Origin of the sequence: Vreelandella azerica (assembly GCF_013112225.1) — a bacterium.
Lineage (GTDB): Bacteria > Pseudomonadota > Gammaproteobacteria > Pseudomonadales > Halomonadaceae > Vreelandella > Vreelandella azerica.
This window is the reverse complement of record NZ_JABFHI010000003.1, coordinates 370997-388685: the sequence shown is the minus strand read 5'-3', so window position 1 is coordinate 388685 and position 17689 is coordinate 370997. Positions and strand designations below refer to the sequence as shown.

Genomic DNA, 17689 nt, shown 5'->3' with positions numbered 1-17689 from the left:
CGCCCAAACGCCATGACAGAAGACAGATAAGGAGGCCGCCCATGGCGGAGCTGAGAACAGAAGAAGAGCAGCTGGAAGCCATCAAACGCTGGTGGAAGGACAATGGAACCTCGCTCATTGCTGGCGTTGCCATTGCGGCGGCGGGCGTGTTTGGCTGGAATGCTTGGCAAAACTACCAGGACAACCGTGCAGAAGCCGCATCAATACGCTACCAGGAACTGGTCAACCTGACCGCCAGCAACTCAAATGATGACGCCATGCTGGCTCAGGCCCGCGAGCTGGTGACGGAAATCAACGACGAGTATGACGGCACTCTCTACGCCGAGCTTGCCCAGCTGCTGGACGCACGTCTGGCGGTTCAACAGCAAGACCTGGAAGGCGCTACCCGTGCCCTTGAGCAGGTGGTTGACAACTCTTCGCGCCTCTACGTACAGAGCCTGGCACGGCTGCGCCTGGCACGGCTGGCAATTGCCCGTGACGAACCACAAGAGGCGCTTGATCTATTGGATCAATCCATTGTTGATTCACTGGCAGCCCAGCGTGACGACCTGCGTGGTGATGCCCATTTTGCCCCTTAACCAACATGATGATGCTCGCGATGCCTGGCAAAATGCCCTGACGCTGGCACAGGAACAAAGTCAACCGCTTTACGGCGTACAGCTGAAGCTGGATGACCTCGGCACCAAGGAGACTGCGCTATGAACGCCCCCTCTTGTCTACACACGGGCACTCCACGTCCACGTTTGCCACGCGCCCTGCGTTTGGTGCTAGGCGCCAGTATCGTGGCACTGGTGGCCGGCTGTGCCAGTAAAAGCGAGCCTCTCTACACACCCAAGGAGTTGCAGGCATTTGAAGCCAGCGCTGAACTGCAAGAACGCTGGAGCACCCGCGTAGGCGATGGCCTTGGCCGCGCCCGCTACCCGATTGCCCCCGCACGCGATGGCAACCGCCTGTTTGCCGCTGATGCTGAAGGCATCGTGGCGGCCTATAACGCAGACAACGGCCAGCGCCAATGGGAAGTTGACCTGGACGCAGACGTTTCCAGCGCCTTGAATGCCATTGCCGGTGAGCTTTATTTTGGCACCCGCAACGGCGAAGTGCTGGCACTTGACCAGGAGAACGGCAGTGTCCAGTGGCGTTCACGGGTATCCAGTGAAGTTCTTGCTGCCCCCAGGCCAATCAACAGCAATTGATCGTACAGAGTACTGACGGGCGGATTACCGCACTGAACCGGGCCACCGGTGATCCGTTATGGACCTATTCCAGTCAGCTGCCTGCCTTGACCCTGCGCGGCACGGGTACGCCGCAGACTATTGATCCGGTGACCTTTGCAGGCTTCTCCAACGGTCGTCTGGCCACCCTGGACAATCGCAATGGTCAGCCCCTGTGGGAACAGCAGATTGCCACACCCAGTGGGCGCAGTGATGTTGAACGTCTGGTTGATCTTGCTGGCCAGCCAGTGATCACCCCAGATGGCCGATTGTTCGTAACCAGCTATAACGGCGAAGTGGTGGCCCTTGAAGCCCTGCGCGGTGATGTCATGTGGTCACGTTCGCTGTCCAGCCGCCACACCCCTGTACTGGTGGGCGACCTGCTGTTTGTGGCCACGGATGAAAGTCATGTGGTAGCCCTGACCGCCGATAACGGCCAGGAAGTCTGGCGTAACCGCGATCTGGAAGGCCGCTGGATAACCGCCCCGGCCTTTGCCGCTGGCCATCTGGTATTCGGTGATTATGAAGGTTACCTGCATCTTATTGATGCCCGCGACGGTGAACTGGCCGCACGCCATGAAGTCGACGATGCCGGCATTAGCGTTCGCCCGGTTACCGATGGCAGCACCATTCATGTTCAAGCCGACAATGGTCGGTTGGAAACTCTGGAAGTCACTCAATGACACCTGTGATTGCCCTGGTTGGCCGCCCCAATGTGGGCAAGTCAACCTTGTTTAACCGCCTGACCCGCTCCCGCGATGCGCTGGTCGCTGACTTTCCTGGCCTGACCCGTGACCGCAAATACGGCAACGGCATGCTGGGCGGCAAGACCTATACGGTGATTGACACCGGTGGCATCAGCGGTGATGAAGAAGGTATTGATGCCGCCATGGCTGAACAGTCGCTGGCTGCCATTGATGAAGCCGATATTGTCCTGTTTATGGTTGATGCCCGTGCCGGGCTGAACGTGGCGGATGAGGCCATCGCCAATCACCTGCGCGTCAACCAGAAAAAAACCTGGCTGGTGGTCAACAAGACCGATGGCCTGGAAGAACATTCGGCCATGGCCGACTTCTGGGCCCTTGGGCTTGGCGACCCCTGGCCAATTGCCGCTGCCCATGGCCGTAACGTCTCGACCCTGATGGATGTGGTACTGGCGCCCTTTCCGGAGCGTGATGAAAGCATCCCTGCTGATACCGGCACCAAGGGCATCCGCATTGGCGTCATTGGGCGCCCCAATGTGGGCAAGTCCACCCTGGTCAACCGCCTGCTGGGCGAAGATCGTGTTGTCGTCTTTGATGAAGCCGGCACCACTCGGGATGCCATCGAGATACCTTTCGAGCGGCGCGGCAAACCCTATGTGCTGGTCGATACCGCAGGCGTCAGGCGGCGCAAGAATGTCAGCGAAATCGCCGAAAAGTTTTCCATCATCAAGACCCTGGAAGCCATCAAGGAATGCCATGTAGCCATCATGGTGCTGGATGCGCGCAACGGCCTGGTAGAACAGGATCTGCACCTGCTTGACTATGTACTGACTACAGGGCGCGCCCTGGTATTGGCCGTTAACAAGTGGGATGGCCTGGAGCAGGATGCCCGGGAAAAGATTCGCGCCGACATCAAGCGCCGCCTGGGGTTCGCCGACTATGCAGAGTTGCACTTTATTTCAGCGCTGCACGGCACGGCCGTTGGTGATCTTTACCCTTCGATTGAACGCGCCTTCAATGCTGCCAATGCTCACTGGTCCACTAACCGGCTGACGACTCTGCTTCAGGATGCCGTCAGCCAGCACCCGCCGCCGATGATTCATGGCCGGCGGATCAAGCTGCGCATGGCCCACCAGGGCGGCAGCAACCCGCCGATCATAGTGGTGCACGGCAACCAGACAGAATCACTGCCGGAATCCTACCGCCGCTTTCTGATCAACACCTTCCGCAAGGTGCTCAAGGTACGCGGGACCCCCATGCGCTTTGAATTCCGTTCGGGCAATAACCCCTATGATCATATGGCAGGTGCCAACGACAAGGAAAAGGCCAAGAAACGCGAACTCAACCGCACCAAGGAAGCTCGCCAGAAACGCCGTTAATCAGGCGCCAGAATGCAGCCGTTTGCGACCCACCCATTGGGTTGCAAACTGCCACGCTGCCCGCCCACTGCGACCACCGCGCAGGGTAGCAAAGCGCACCGCTTCAGCTCGCGCCTCGGCGTTCCAGTCGCTGGCCTTACCCAGCTGAGACACCCAGTGGCAACAGGCTTCCAGGTAAACATCCTGATTGAAGGGATGAAAGCCCAGCCACAGCCCAAAGCGGTCTGACAGGGAGATTTTTCCTCGACAGCATCGCCATGGTGCAACTCCTCCCCCACCAACCGCGACCCGGCGTTATCGTCCATTGATTCAGGCATCAAATGGCGACGATTGGACGTGGCATAGAGCAGGACATTTTCTGGCGGCCCGGTCAGCGCCCCATCAAGTACGCTTTTCAGCGCCTTATAGGCATCATCATGGCCTTCAAAGGACAGATCATCGCAATAGACAATGAAGCGTTGAGGCATATTGCGCAGCTCTTCAACCAGCATCGGCAGGCTGCTCAAATCATGGCGGTCAACCTGAATCATGCGCAACCCTTCACCAGCCAGAGAGTTGAGCAGTGCTCGCATCAGTGACGACTTGCCGCTCCCTCGCGAGCCCCACAACAGCGTATGGTTGGCAGGATACCCCTGCAAGAATGCCTGGGTATTATCTACAAGAGCCAGTTTTTGGCGCTCAATACCTAAAAGATCGTCCAAATCAAGCGCGTCTCTGGGTGGCACAGGCACCAAACGGCCACCCAGTGGATGAGGTTGCCATAAGGCAGCCACATGGGTGTTCCAGTCAACCTGCTCAGGCACTGGCGGCAACCAATGCTCAACCCTATCCAGCAACAGCGCCAGACGGCGCCCTAATTCAGCATCCATACAGCCCCCTTCTTGATGATTATTCATCCTTCAAATCTCGCCCTATGATACCCATTGCGTTCTGGCGCAAGGAAGCTGACAATTCAGAAGGAAATTCACACAAGTGTGACCCTGTTTCGACTACAAGGAAATGTTTATGCGCTGGCTTCGCTTGATATCCATTATCACAGTCTGTGTATCACTGACCGCCTGTTCGACATCACCTACCGGCCGCTCCCAGCTGTTGCTGTTGTCAGAAGATCAACTCAATCAGATGGGGCAACAGGCATTCAACCAATACCAGTCTGACCTGCCCGCTGCTAACGCGGCCAGTCAGCGCTATGTGCAGTGTATTACCCGCGCGATTGTGGCAGCGCTACCGGCTGAACAGCAGCAGATGGACTGGCAGGCTAAGGTATTCGAATCCGAACAGCCCAATGCCTTCGCCTTGCCGGGGGCTACATGGGTGTGAACAGCGGCATGCTCAAGGTGGCCAGCTCCCAAGATCAGCTGGCGTCTGTAGTCGGCCACGAAATTGCCCACGTCCTGGCACGTCACGCTAATGAGCGTGCATCCACCAAGAGCGCCACCCAGATGGGGTTGTCGATTCTGGCCAGCACCTCCGGCATGCAAACACCGGGTGGCCAGCAGCTGATGGGCGTGCTGGGAATGGGCGCCGAATACGGCATTATTCTGCCCTTCTCACGCAAGCATGAAAGTGAAGCGGATGTTATCGGGCTGGAATTAATGGCCAGGGCCGGTTTTGACCCCCGCGCCAGCATTGTCCTGTGGGAGAACATGCAGCAGGCTTCTGGCGGCGGCCAGCCACCCGCTTGGATGTCGACACACCCAAGCCATGGCCAGCGCATTGATGAATTGGATGCCAACATGCAACGTGCCCTAGCAATCTATGAGCAGGCGCGTCAGCAAGGCCGCACACCCAACTGCCCGCGTCCCTGAGAGGGGCCTTAACCACACACTGATAACGGGAGCGCCATGATTCGCCTCGGCTTGTTACTACTGATTTTGCCACTGTTTGTGCTGATGGGCGTGTATTTCTGGGAACTTAACGACGTTCGCGCCTGCCATCTGGATGGCGGCCACTGGAATTACCTGACGGAAACCTGCCGCCAAACGCCTCAGCCCTTTGTGCCCTGGGTGGATCGTGCACCTTTACTGGTTAACGGCGGCATGCTGCTCTCAGTGCTTGGGCTGGTACTGTGTATGATTGGGTTTTATCAAAAGCGGCGCTAAGCCGCTTTTGTGCTGATCACTCACTTGGTTTAGCAGACAAGCCGTCAATAGTTAAGCGATTGACGCAGCGCCTCCCTGACAGAGGCAGTTTCAGGGCGCATATTGCGCCACAGAAAGAAGGATTCTGCAGCCTGCTCGACCAGCATCCCCAGGCCATCCAGCAACCTGGCGCCACGCGGGCCTGCCCACAGCAGAAATGCCGTTGGGTCAGCGCCATACATCATGTCATAGGCCCAGGCGCCTTTGGCGAACAGGTTCTCCGGTAACGGCGGCACCTCCCCTGCGATACTGGCGCTTGTGCCGTTGATGACCAGATCAAACTGCCCGCTGATCGCTGCAAAACCACCGCCTTCAATCTTACCCAGATCCGTAAAGTCGCTGGCCAGTGCAGTGGCTTTTTCGGCTGTGCGATTGGCGATCACTACTTCACTGGGTGAAGCCGCCAGCAAGGGCTCAAGAATACCGCGCACAGCCCCGCCTGCCCCGACGACCAATATCCGTTTGCCTTCCAGCGTCAGGCGATGATAGGCCAGATCACGCACCAGGCCGATGCCATCGGTAGTGTCGCCATAAAGGCGTCCGTTACCACCTACAATCAACGTATTAACCGCCTTGGCCCGCAGCGCCCGATGGCTTAGCGTATCGCAGAGCGCAAAGGCTTCCTCCTTGAAAGGCAGGGTAACATTGGCTCCACGCCCACCTTCAGCCACGAAGGCCTGCCAGACCTCGGCAAAACCATCCAGCGGCGCTTCAATGGCGGTGTAATCCAGTTTTTCGCCGGTATCATGGGCAAACTCGGCATGAATCATCGGCGATTTCGAATGACTCACCGGGTTACCAAATACGGCATAACGATCCGTCATCACAAGACTCCTGGCTTAGGGGTTAGGAATTAGGGGTTGGCAGAGGCTTCGCCCAACCAGTCACGCGGGCGAAGAAATTCTTCGGTGAGACGCGCTTCCGGGCTACCAGGCACGGGCGTATAGCCATATTCCCAGCGCGCCAGCGGCGGCATCGACATCAGAATCGATTCGGTGCGCCCGCCACTTTGCAGCCCAAACAGGGTGCCTCTGTCCCACACCAGATTGAACTCCACATAGCGGCCGCGTCGGTAGAGCTGAAAATCACGCGCCTGGGCATTCCAGTCATCATCTCGACGGCGCTCCACAATCGGCACGTAGGCTTCCAGAAAGCTGTCCCCGACGGCGCGCTGGAAAGCAAAGCAATCCTCAAAGCTGCCTGCATTCAGATCATCAAAGAAGAGCCCGCCAACGCCACGGGTTTCATCGCGATGCTTGAGATAGAAGTAGTCATCACACCACTTTTTATAGCGCGGGTAGACGTCTTCGCCAAACGGCTGACAGGCAGCCCTGGCAACGCTGTGCCAATGCACCACATCCTCCATCACCGGATAGAAAGGGGTGAGGTCGTAGCCGCCGCCAAACCACCAGACCGGCGGCTCTCCAGTTTTTTCAGCGATAAAGAAACGCACATTGCCGTGGCTGGTAGGTACATGCGGGTTTTCCGGATGCAGCACCCAGGAAACGCCCACCGCATGAAAGGCCCGGCCCGAAAGCTCCGGGCGTGCAGCCGTGGCGGACGGCGGCAGTTCAGCACCGTAGACGTGGGAATAATTTACTCCGCCTTTTTCAAAGACAGCGCCACTTTCAATCACCCTGGAGCGCCCGCCACCGCCTTCTTCGCGCGACCAGCTTTCTTCCTTGAAGCTTGCCTGGCCATCGGCCTTGGCAAGGCCTTCGCAGAGGCGATCCTGAAGGTCCAGCAGGTAATGTTTTACGTTATCTAGGTGCTCGTGAGCCAAGATATGCTCCTCGCCTTGCGTCGTTGATTCGGGAATGCGTTGTAGTACGCCACATTTATCAGGCGCGTAATACCTGACCGCTGGCCAGATCGCGAATGGTGCTGGGGCGCGGGTTATCGCCCAACTCGCCGTGGATGACAGCGCCCAGCTCATCACCAAACAGCGCTGACACTTCATCTGCCGTCATCGCCGGTGGCTCACTGGCAAGATTGGCCGAGGTAGACACCACAGGGCCACCAAAGGCGTTGCATAGTGCTTGCATAACAGGGTGTGCGGTGACCCGCAGAGCAACGCTCTGATGCGCGCCACGCACTAAAGCATGGCTACGCCCGTTGTCGGGCACCAACCAGGTATTCGGGCCAGGCCAGCTGGCCACCAGGGGCGCGTGAAGCTCCAATGGCAGACCGGCAAGCCAGGGCTGCAGCTGATCTATCGAGGCAGCGACCACAATCACCCCTTTGGCAGGGTCTCGCTGTTTCAGGCGCATCAGATGCGCCAGCGCTTCATCATTATCCGGGTCACAGCTCAGCCCCCAGACCGCTTCCGTGGGGCATGCCACAATTTGCCCCTGACGCAGGGCGTGAACCGCTGATTGTATATCGAACGCCATCGACATGAATCTCCTGACGATACGGTGGGCAGGTACAGGTGTTTAGCCGCTATCCTATCATGGCCTCGGCAGCCGTACCCATCCTCCTGAGCGCTGTTCGACCCGGTTATCCAGCTCCAGCATCAAAAGCCGCCGCTGGCACTCGCTCACCGCTATGTCCGCCAGTTGCACCAGGCGATCAATAGGCGTGGGTGTCTCACTCAGCAGTCTCAGCAGTTCATCGGGCAGGTCTTCTTCGAGTAACGACAAAGACTCAGGAGGGGAACCACCATTAGCGGAAGCAGCCGCTTGTTTCGGCTGCCCATTAACAGGCACGGGTGGCATGAAGTTCTCTGCCCAGTGCTGTAGCTCATCAAGAATATCCTGGCTACTGCGTGCCAGGGTCGCGCCGTTGCGTAACAGGCGCAAGCAACCATGGGCCTGAAGGTTATGCACCGAACTGGGAATGGCAAACAGCTCGCGTCCCTGCTCCAGGGCCAAGCGGGCACTGACCAGGGAACCACTCTTTTCAGCCGCTTCCACCACCAGGGTACCCAGAGACAGCCCGGTAACAATGCGATTGCGACGCGGGAAAAACGCGGGCCGTGCCTGAGTGCCCAAAGGATGCTCAGCCAGCACCAGGCCACCCTCTGACTCGCTTAAGCGCTGGTAGAGATCACGGTGGCGAGCGGGGTAAATAGTATCGATACCGCTGGCCAGGACGGCAATGCTGGCGCCGCCTGCGTCCAGGGCTGCACGTTGCGCCAGAGCATCCACGCCCAACGCCATGCCACTGACCACACACCAGCCACGGCTTGCGAAATCCCGGGCGAAGGCTTGGGCGTTCTGCGCGCCTTCCGATGTCGGGTGACGCGTGCCGACCATGGCAAGCCCAGGCAGTGCCAGCGCGCTCAGGTCGCCTTGCGCCCACAGCACCGGAGGCGGGTCAGCAATTTCCCCCAGCAGCCCAGGCCAGGCCGAATGACCACGATGCAAAATAGCACGCCGTGGGCTGGCCGCTTCCCAGGCCAGGTTGTTTTCCAGCATGGTTTGCAGCGGGCTGCGATTGGGGTGATCCAACCACAGGCGCAACTCGGAGGCTGCCTGCCCCGGCAACAGCGCCAACCAGCCATGAGGCCATTCAGGGGCTTGCTCCGCCAGCTTGGCAATCCGCTGAGCACCCAGCCCCGGTAGGGCATTCAACACCAACCATTCACTCGCTTGCATACCACCTCCTTGTCTGAAAAACCGCTATCCTTGCTGGGTATTGCCACCACGTCAGCGCGGCGTACGTACCGAGTCGCCTACTTCAAGCGTGCGCGATGCCTCCATAACCAAGGCATAACTGACATTGTCGTAGGGCTTGAATACCATCAATAAACCGGCTTCTTCTGCAGGTATCTGGAGCACTTCCTGGGTGCGCGGATCATTCACCCGCTCACCGGCCTGATCAATACGCAATACATGCCCCGTCTGCAAGCCATCGCGGCTGCCCAGGTCAATAGCCACCACCTGCAGGCGGCCAATAAAACGCACTCCTCCAGGAACTGCCAGAATCGTACCGGAAAGCTCAGCTCGCGGCGCACGGGGCATGAAGTTGTCATCCAGTGCAGTCTCTTCCAGCGGCAATATCAAGTCGTCGTTGCGTACTTCCTGATTGGCGCGGCGAACTTCCAACTGAATAATCTCGCCTTCGCGACGCGCAACATAGGCTTCCCCGATCTTGATCAACTCCAATCCCAGTATTTCACCGCTGGCACTCTGGTAGGGTTCGCCATGTCGATAGATCTCGACCGGGTCTCCGCGCACGATGCGGTTTTGACCCGTATCAGCGTCAGTCGAGCGGGCAAAGATCAGGTCACCGGCACCGCTAATCAGGCGCTGGTTATCGCCGGCGACCACATACGCCAGCTCCTCCAGCGCTTCTTTTTCATTAATAATGCGATGATCACGCAAGAAAGCCCTGACCGTTTCCAAAGGAAGTGGTGTAATGGCTTCGCGATGGGGCAAGGTACGCACCTGAGGTGACAGCTTGACGGTCTGCTGGCCACGCTCCATGACAATGCAAGGGTTTCCCTGGCAATTATCCAGGTTCAGATTATCACCAGGATAAATAAGGTGCGGATTCTCGATCTGCGGATTGGCGCGCCATAGCTCGGGCCACTGCCAGGGGGCATACAGAAATTCCCCGGCAATATCCCATAAGGTATTCCCCTTAGTGACGGTGTATTGGGAAGGCGCATCATCGCGCACACGCTCCCAGGCCTGAACCGGCAACGCTGCCAACAGCAGACCAACAATACTGAAAATACCCAGAGCGCGGGGCGCTCCGTGAACGCTTGAGAAAAGGTTACAGCTATGCGGCTTCACTGTGATGCTCCCGATTTATCCAAGACGTCAATGGCGCCCCATGCTCAGTGGTTATTGGCATGCTATAGTGGCCAGTAAATGGAACACCGCCAGTCAAAACTGTGTGGCGTGTTCACTTCAAAGATTCAGCATAACGGTAATTGTAACGCTATGGCTAAACTTGTGATTCTAGAATTTCCTGATGAGCGCCTACGTACCAAGGCAGCAGAGGTTGAAAAGGTCGACGACGAAGTGCGTCAACTGGTTGATGACATGCTGGAAACCATGTATGACGCCAGTGGCATCGGCCTAGCAGCTACCCAGATTGATGTTCACCGCCGTGTGGTGGTCATGGATGTCAGCGATGATGGCAGCCAGCCGCTGGTATTGATCAACCCAAGCTATACGCCCATTGGGGATGACAAGGACTTCCTGTCTGAAGGCTGTCTCTCCATCCCTGAGTACTATGCTGAAGTGCCGCGCTATCTCAAGGTCAAACTCAGTGCCCTCGACCGCAACGGCGACGCCTATGAGCTTGAAGCCGATGGCCTGCTGGCCCATTGTATCCAGCATGAACTGGACCATCTGGAAGGCGTGCTGTTTGTCGACTACCTCTCCCCCTGAAACGCAACCGGGTCGCCAAGAAAATGCAAAAGCGCCATAAACAGATACAGGGTGCCTGATTGATGTCTCCACTGCGCGTTGTGTTTGCCGGCACCCCCGACTTTGCCGCCACCAGCCTGGCGGCGCTGCTTGAAAGCCCGCATCAGGTGGTGGGCGTCTTTACCCAGCCTGACCGCCCTGCTGGCAGAGGCAGAAAACTTGTGCCAGGGCCGGTAAAACAGCTGGCGCTGGATAACAGCCTGCCCGTTTACCAGCCCACCTCGCTAAAAGCCGCTGACAGCCAGGCGGAGCTGGCCGCCCTGCAGGCAGATGTCATGGTGGTGGTCGCTTACGGTCTGCTGCTGCCGCAGGCAGTGCTGGACATTCCTCGCCTGGGCTGCGTTAACGTGCATGGCTCACTGCTGCCCCGCTGGCGCGGCGCGGCCCCGGTTCAGCGTGCAATAGAAGCCGGTGACAGCGAATCCGGTGTGGCCATCATGCAGATGGATGCAGGGCTTGATACCGGCGCCGTCTTCAGTGAAGCGCGTACACCGATTACACCGACCACTACCGGCGGTGAACTGCATGACACCCTGGCTGAACTGGGCGCGGCGCTGCTGGTGGAGACCCTCAATGCCCTGGCCAAGGGCGAGGCCACCGCCACGCCTCAGCCTGAAACAGGGGTTACCTACGCGGCCAAGCTCACCAAGGCCGAGGCAGAACTCGACTTTACTCAACCGGCTGGCGTTCTGGCCGCCAGAATCCGCGCCTTCAACCCCTGGCCGGTGGCCTGGTGCGCTGCTAAAGACAAGCGCCTGCGTCTGTGGATGGCTACTGCCGGTGATAATGCCGATCAACACGCAGCACCCGGCACCCTGCTTTCCCCCGGCACCGACCATTTACGCATTGCCTGCGGGGCTGATGGGCGGCAGGTTCTTAATATCTTCCAGGCGCAGCTGCCCGGCGGCAAGGCGCTTTCCGCGCGTGAACTGCTCAACGCTAAGCATGGCTTGCTAACACCGGGTACACGGCTGGGTCAGCCGCTATCAGGAGGCCTCTCATGAAATCCACGCCATCCGCCCCTACCGGTAGCGGTCAGGAAGTGCGCGCTGCGGCTGCACGCGCACTGTTGCCAGTATTAACCGACCAGGGTTCACTGGCTGGCCTTGATGAGCACAGCGTCATCGCGCGTGATCGTGCGCTGCTCAAGGAGCTGTGTTTTGGCACCTGCCGCCGCTTGCCACGCCTTGAAGCGTTGGCGCGGCTGTTACTCAAGCAACCGCTGAAAAAGCGCGATCAGGATATACAGGCACTGCTGCTTCTGGGCATTTATCAGCTGCTGTATATGCGCATTCCCGCCCATGCGGCGGTGGGTGAAACAGCCGGTGCGGCGCGTCTTTTGGGCAAAGAATGGGCTACCCGAGTACTGAATGGCTGCCTGCGGCGCCTGCAGCGGGAGTCAGAGGCTCTTCAGGCACAGGTTGATCAGGAAGTGCATATTGCCCTGGAGCACCCCGCATGGCTGCTAGCAGAGTTGCGCGAGGCCTGGCCGGATCACTGGCAGGCGATTGCCACTGCCAACAACCAGCCCGGCCCCATGACACTGCGAGTCAACCAGCGCCATAACGACCGTGAAGCCTATATGGCCAAGCTTGATGAACAGGGCATACAGAGCCACCTCTGCCCCCACGCAGCGGATGGCATCACCCTGCAGACACCGTGTGATATCAGTATTCTGCCAGGCTTTGACCACGGCGATGTCAGCGTTCAGGATGAAGCGGCACAGATCAGCGCGGCGCTGCTCGGGCCAGCGATTGCCCCGCGCCCCGGTGCCCACGTACTGGATGCCTGCTGCGCGCCGGGCGGCAAGACAGCCCACCTGCTGGAGCAGTTCGATATTGCCCTCACCGCCGTCGATAGCGATAACGAACGCCTGGCGAGAGTGGAAGACACCCTTAGCCGCTTGAAGCTGAAAGCCGATCTGCATCACGGCGATGCCGCTGACCGCCAATGGTGGCAAGGCACCGCCTTTGACGCCATTCTGCTGGATGCCCCCTGCTCGGGCACTGGCGTGATACGCCGCCACCCGGACATCAAGAAGCTACGCCGCAAGGAAGATATCCGCCAGCTGGCAAAGCTTCAGGCACGCCTGCTTGATAACCTCTGGCCGCTGCTCAACCCGGGCGGTACCCTGCTGTATGCCACCTGTTCAGTGCTGCCTGAGGAAAACGCCCAGCAGATTGACAGCTTTCTCAAGCGCACCCCGGATGCCTGGGTGACCACGCCGAAAGAACTTGCCTGGGGTATCGAAAGTGGCGCCGGAAGACAACTTTTCCCGCAGCCCGACAGTCACGACGGCTTTTTTATGCGAGACTGGAAAAGCAGTCGGGCATCTAAGCGATGTGACGTCGGCTATTTAATCACTAACGACTTTCTGAGGAGTCATTCATGAGCCATCATACCTACAAGCATATCGAACTTACCGGTTCGTCTCCCGCAGGTATCGAAGAAGCCGTGCAGAACGCCTTGGCCAAGGCCGCAGAAACCGTCAAAAATATGCGCTGGCTTGAAGTCACCGACACCCGTGGCCACATCGAAGATGGTCAGGTAGCCCACTGGCAGGTCACTATCAAGGTAGGCTTTACCCTCGAATGATGTGACCCTGCATTCTGGCGGCGACTGTTCATACGAGTCGCCGCTTTTTATTGCAATGTAACGTCTGCGCATTGAGATAACCGCAAACCATGAAAATTATCATCCTCGGTGCTGGCCAGGTGGGCGGCACGCTGGCAGAACATCTCGCGCGTGAAGAAAATGACATCACCGTGATTGATACCGACGCAGACAAGCTGCGCGAGCTGCACACCAAGCTGGATATTCGCACCGTGACAGGGCCAGGTTCCTACCCCATGGTATTGCGCCAGGCCGGCTGTGAAGACGCCGATATGCTGATCGCCGTGACCAGCGCCGATGAAATCAACATGATTGCCTGTCAGGTCGCTCACACTCTGTTTCGCACCCCGACCAAGATTGCGCGAGTGCGCGCCACCGCCTACCTGACGCGTAAAGGATTATTTGCCCACGAAGCCATTCCGATTGATGTACTGATCAGCCCCGAGCAGGTAGTGACCGACCATGTGCGTCGCCTGATTGAACACCCAGGCGCCCTCCAGGTGCTGGAGTTTGCCGGCGGTCTGGTGCAATTGGTGGCCGTCAAAGCCTTTTATGGTGGCCCTCTGGTCGGCCAGGATCTGGCTTTTCTGCGCCGCCATATGCCCAATGTGGACACTCGGGTAGCGGCCATCTATCGGCGGAACCGCCCTATTATTCCCCGTGGGGATACCGTCATCGAAGCCGATGACGAAGTGTTTTTTATCGCCGCCCGTCGTGATATCCGTGCTGTAATGAGCGAACTGCGCCGCGTTGAGCGTGACTTCAGGCGCGTGGTGATTGCCGGTGGCGGCAATATCGGTGAGCGCCTGGCCGAACACCTTGAGCATAGCCATCAGGTCAAGATTATCGAACACAGCCTGGAGCGTTGCACCACCCTTTCCGAGCGGCTCGACCGCACTGTGGTGCTGCACGGAAGCGCCACCAGCAAGCGCCTGCTGGAAGAAGAAAATATCGAAGACTGCGATATTTTCTGTGCGCTAACCAATGATGATGAAGTCAATATCATGTCGTCACTGCTGGCCAAACGTCTCGGCGCCAAGAAAGTCCTGACCCTGATCAACAATGCTGCTTATGTCGATCTGGTGCAGGGGGCGACATTGATATCGCCATTTCGCCCCAGCAGGCCACTATCGGCAGTCTTTTGACCCACGTGCGACGTGGCGATATTGTCAATGTCCACTCCCTACGCCGTGGCGCCGCTGAGGCCATTGAAGCCATCGCCCACGGTGATAAACAGTCTTCCCGGGTGGTAGGTCGCACCATTGGCGATATCGACCTGCCTGAAGGCACCACCATCGGTGCCATTGTGCGCGGCAAGGAGGTATTGATTGCCCATGATAACGTCATGGTCGAATCCGGCGATCACGTCATTCTGTTTGTCATCGACAAACGCCGCATCCGTGATGTGGAACGCCTGTTCCAGGTTGGCCTGACGTTCTTCTGAACCGCCCTTGGGCAGTCAAACTAGGAGTAAACGCTTACTATGAGCCTAAGGGTGATATTGCGGATTCTGGGGCTGCTGCTGATGCTGTTCAGCCTGACCATGCTGCCGCCCATACTGATTTCGTTATGGTTTCGCGATGGCGTCTGGGAGGCTTTTCTGACCGGCATTGCCATCACGGTGCTGACGGGCTTGCTACTTTACTTGCCCAACCGCCGCGCCCATAAGGAACTGCGTATTCGCGACGGTTTTATTATCGCCGCCATGTTCTGGACGGTGCTGGCACTGTTTGGTTCGCTGCCGCTGATGCTGTTCGGCGCTGATTCGCTATCGATTACCGATGCGGTGTTCGAGTCCTTTTCCGGGCTGACCACCACGGGCGCTACGGTGATCACCGGTATCGACTTTCTGCCCGAATCGATTCTCTATTATCGCCAGCAGCTGCAATGGCTGGGCGGAATGGGGATTGTGGTGCTTGCCGTTGCGATTCTGCCAACCCTTGGCGTGGGGGGCATGGCGCTCTACCGCACAGAAATCCCCGGGCCGTTGAAAGACTCCAAGCTGACCCCGCGCATTACCGAAACCGCCAAGGCGCTGTGGTATATCTACGCAGCGCTGACCGTGACCTGCATGGTCGCCTATATGGCGGCCGGCATGAGCTGGTTTGACGCCTTGGGGCACAGCTTCTCGACCGTGGCGATTGGCGGTTTTTCCACCTACGATGCCAGCATCGGGCATTTTGACAGCGCGACCATTGAGCTGATCTGCGTCGCCTTCATGCTGATTTCCGCCTTGAGTTTCAGCCTGCACTTTATGGCCTGGCGAGAAAAAGCCTAAGCCACTATTTTCAGGATCCGGAAGCACGTTTTTACTGCTCTTCCTGCTGGGTCTGACGACGATCACTGTGGTGTCTCTCTGGCTAACCGGCACTTACGATACTCAACTCGGCCTGCGCCACGGCTTGTTCGAAGTGGTTTCTGTGGCGACGACCGCCGGCTTTGCAGTGGCTGATTTTTCTGCCTGGCCAGGCGCTCTGCCCTTTCTGCTGTTTATGGCCGCCTTTGTGGGCGGCTGCTCCGGCTCTACCGGCGGCGGCATGAAGGTAATCCGTATCATTCTGATTATCAAGCAGGGTATGCGTGAGGTCATGCGCCTGATTCACCCTAATGCGGTCATTGCCGTCAAGGTTGGCAAGGTCAGCGTGCCTGATGGCATTGCCCAGGCCGTCTGGGGGTTTTTCTCGGCCTACGTCATGCTGTTTTTCCTGATGCTGGTAGGCGTCATGGCCACCGGAGTGGATCAGGTCACCGCCTGGTCAACGGTTGGCTCAGCGCTTAACAACCTCGGCCCTGCACTGGGAGAGGCCAGCGGCCACTACGGCAACCTGCCGACCCTGGCCAAGTGGATTCTGGTCTTGGCCATGCTGCTGGGTCGCCTGGAGATTTTCACTATTCTGGTGCTGTTTACCCCAGCTTTCTGGCGGCGTTGATCGCAGGGTTAACGCCTTGATCAATGCCCTGATTAACGCCTGCCTGCCTTTTACTTTTTGACTGAGAATACTGCATGAGTCTCACTGATCCCTTATCAAATTCCGATTCAAGTACCTTGCCCGCGACCAGCGGGCCGCTCAAGACCCTGACCGTTGGCAATACCCGGTACACCTTGCTGGGCACCGCCCATGTGTCGGCGGAAAGTGCCGATGATGTCACCAAACTGATCGACACCGGCGCCTTTGATGCAGTAGCCATCGAGCTATGTGATGCCCGCCACCAGAATATGGCCAACCCCGAGGCCATGGGCGAGCAGGATCTGTTTCAGGTGTTCAAGCAGGGCAAGGCGGGCATGGTCGCGGCCAGCCTTGCTCTGGGGGCTTTCCAGCAACGTATTGCCGAACAATCAGGCATTGAGCCAGGGGCTGAAATGCGGGCCGCCGTTGAACAGGCACAGCGCCGCAAGCTGCCCCTGCTGCTGATCGACCGGGATGTAGGCATCACCCTCAAGCGCATCTATCGCAACGTGCCCTGGTGGCAGCGCTTTTCACTGTTTTCCGGTCTGCTGGGAAGCGTCCTGTCACGTCAGGATGTTTCTCATGAGGATATCGAGAAGCTCAAGGAAGGCGATATGCTGGAGGCCACCTTCAGTGAGTTCGCCGCCCAGTCAGAAGCTCTTTATACGCCCCTCATCCGCGAGCGTGACCGCTACATACAGCGCTGCGCCTGGCCGAGGATGCACCGCCAGGACGCTACCAGCATGTACTGGTGGTGCTTGGGGCAGGCCATTTGAAGGGCACAGGTGAGCACCTGAAAGCGCCGCTTCCCGAACAGCCGTCCACCGAGCGTCAGGCGCTGGAGCATTCCCCCCGCCGGGCAAATTCTGGAAACTGCTGCCCTGGATGATTACCGCTCTGGTACTGACCGGTTTTGCGATTGGCTTTTCCCGCAATACAGATCTCGGCTGGCAGCTGGTGCTGGAATGGTTTCTGATCAACGGCGTCTTGTCCGGCGCGGCCACCATTGCCGCCCTGGCGCATCCGGTCACTGTGATTGCCACCTTCTTTGCGGCCCCGCTGACCTCGCTTAACCCGACCATTGGCGCAGGCTTTGTGGCCGCAGGCGTTGAGCTTTACATGCGCAAGCCCAAAGTGCGTGATTTCTCAACCCTGCGCCATGATGTCACCCAGCTCAAAGGTTGGTGGAAAAACCGCGTCTCTCGCACACTGCTGGTGTTTATTATGGCTACCCTGGGTTCAGCGGCGGGCACCTGGATTGCAGGCTTTCGTATTGCAGGCACCCTGTTTGGCCAAGCTGGCTAAACGC

11 protein-coding genes and 8 pseudogenes are annotated in these 17689 nt (G+C 58.3%); 13 read left to right on the top strand and 6 right to left on the bottom strand.

Features of this window, described 5'->3' with window-relative positions; translation table 11 throughout:
* Nucleotides 1-41: 41 nt before the first annotated feature.
* From HLB35_RS09675 to der, 4 genes and pseudogenes are all read left to right on the top strand, one after another.
* The gene (locus HLB35_RS09675) at nt 42-578 is read left to right on the top strand and encodes a YfgM family protein (RefSeq protein WP_328731479.1); all 537 of its coding nucleotides are present in this window, start codon (nt 42-44) and stop codon (nt 576-578) included.
* On the top strand, nt 568-702 hold the full coding sequence (locus tag HLB35_RS18365) for a hypothetical protein (RefSeq protein ID WP_328731477.1): 135 nt from the start codon (nt 568-570) through the stop codon (nt 700-702). Before HLB35_RS09675 ends, HLB35_RS18365 begins: the two co-directional genes overlap by 11 nt.
* Nucleotides 699-1894 (top strand): annotated as a pseudogene (gene bamB, locus HLB35_RS09670) (outer membrane protein assembly factor BamB). The gene HLB35_RS18365 and the pseudogene bamB overlap by 4 nt, the downstream one beginning before the upstream one ends.
* Nucleotides 1891-3294, top strand: coding sequence for a ribosome biogenesis GTPase Der (gene der / locus HLB35_RS09665; RefSeq protein ID WP_171702410.1), 1404 nt, complete (start codon nt 1891-1893; stop codon nt 3292-3294). Before bamB ends, der begins: the two are co-directional and overlap by 4 nt.
* On the opposite strand, the pseudogene HLB35_RS09660 reads toward der, so the two are convergent.
* Nucleotides 3295-4163 (bottom strand): annotated as a pseudogene (locus tag HLB35_RS09660) (ATP-binding protein).
* A 136-nt stretch (nt 4164-4299) separates the two neighbouring features.
* On the opposite strand from HLB35_RS09660, the pseudogene HLB35_RS09655 reads away from it, so the two are divergent.
* A pseudogene (locus tag HLB35_RS09655) lies at nt 4300-5102 on the top strand (M48 family metallopeptidase).
* A gap of 36 nt (nt 5103-5138) precedes the next feature.
* Nucleotides 5139-5396 (top strand): hypothetical protein, encoded by a 258-nt coding sequence (locus tag HLB35_RS09650; RefSeq protein ID WP_171702409.1) that lies wholly within the window; start codon nt 5139-5141, stop codon nt 5394-5396.
* A 44-nt stretch (nt 5397-5440) separates the two neighbouring features.
* Here the strand turns inward: HLB35_RS09650 and aroE are convergent, their stop codons facing one another.
* From aroE to HLB35_RS09625, 5 genes are read right to left on the bottom strand one after another with little or no spacing between them, the layout of a single operon-like run.
* Nucleotides 5441-6259, bottom strand: coding sequence for a shikimate dehydrogenase (aroE, locus tag HLB35_RS09645; protein WP_171702408.1), 819 nt, complete (start codon nt 6257-6259; stop codon nt 5441-5443).
* A gap of 29 nt (nt 6260-6288) precedes the next feature.
* The gene (gene hemF / locus HLB35_RS09640; RefSeq protein ID WP_171702407.1) at nt 6289-7218 is read right to left on the bottom strand and encodes an oxygen-dependent coproporphyrinogen oxidase; all 930 of its coding nucleotides are present in this window, start codon (nt 7216-7218) and stop codon (nt 6289-6291) included.
* Between the two features lie 58 nt (nt 7219-7276).
* Complete coding sequence (tsaC, locus tag HLB35_RS09635; RefSeq protein ID WP_171702406.1) at nt 7277-7834, bottom strand: L-threonylcarbamoyladenylate synthase type 1 TsaC; 558 nt, start codon at nt 7832-7834, stop codon at nt 7277-7279.
* A 51-nt stretch (nt 7835-7885) separates the two neighbouring features.
* Nucleotides 7886-9034, bottom strand: coding sequence for a DNA-processing protein DprA (gene dprA / locus HLB35_RS09630; protein WP_171702405.1), 1149 nt, complete (start codon nt 9032-9034; stop codon nt 7886-7888).
* Between the two features lie 51 nt (nt 9035-9085).
* Nucleotides 9086-10123: a LysM peptidoglycan-binding domain-containing protein gene (locus HLB35_RS09625; protein WP_171702490.1), complete on the bottom strand. Its 1038-nt coding sequence runs from the start codon at nt 10121-10123 to the stop codon at nt 9086-9088.
* A 204-nt stretch (nt 10124-10327) separates the two neighbouring features.
* On the opposite strand from HLB35_RS09625, the pseudogene def reads away from it, so the two are divergent.
* From def to HLB35_RS09590, 7 genes and pseudogenes are all read left to right on the top strand, one after another.
* Nucleotides 10328-10839, top strand: a pseudogene (gene def / locus HLB35_RS09620) (peptide deformylase).
* Between the two features lie 3 nt (nt 10840-10842).
* On the top strand, nt 10843-11823 hold the full coding sequence (gene fmt, locus HLB35_RS09615; RefSeq protein WP_171702404.1) for a methionyl-tRNA formyltransferase: 981 nt from the start codon (nt 10843-10845) through the stop codon (nt 11821-11823).
* Nucleotides 11820-13156 (top strand): annotated as a pseudogene (gene rsmB / locus HLB35_RS09610) (16S rRNA (cytosine(967)-C(5))-methyltransferase RsmB). Before fmt ends, rsmB begins: the two are co-directional and overlap by 4 nt.
* 51 nt (nt 13157-13207) lie before the next feature.
* A complete protein-coding gene (locus tag HLB35_RS09605; protein WP_171702402.1) occupies nt 13208-13414 on the top strand; it encodes a dodecin in 207 nt (68 codons plus the stop codon).
* A gap of 89 nt (nt 13415-13503) precedes the next feature.
* Nucleotides 13504-14876: pseudogene (gene trkA, locus HLB35_RS09600) on the top strand (Trk system potassium transporter TrkA).
* Nucleotides 14877-14915: 39 nt separating this feature from the next.
* Nucleotides 14916-16362, top strand: a pseudogene (locus HLB35_RS09595) (TrkH family potassium uptake protein).
* Nucleotides 16363-16436: 74 nt separating this feature from the next.
* Nucleotides 16437-17685: pseudogene (locus tag HLB35_RS09590) on the top strand (TraB/GumN family protein).
* Nucleotides 17686-17689 lie beyond the last annotated feature (4 nt).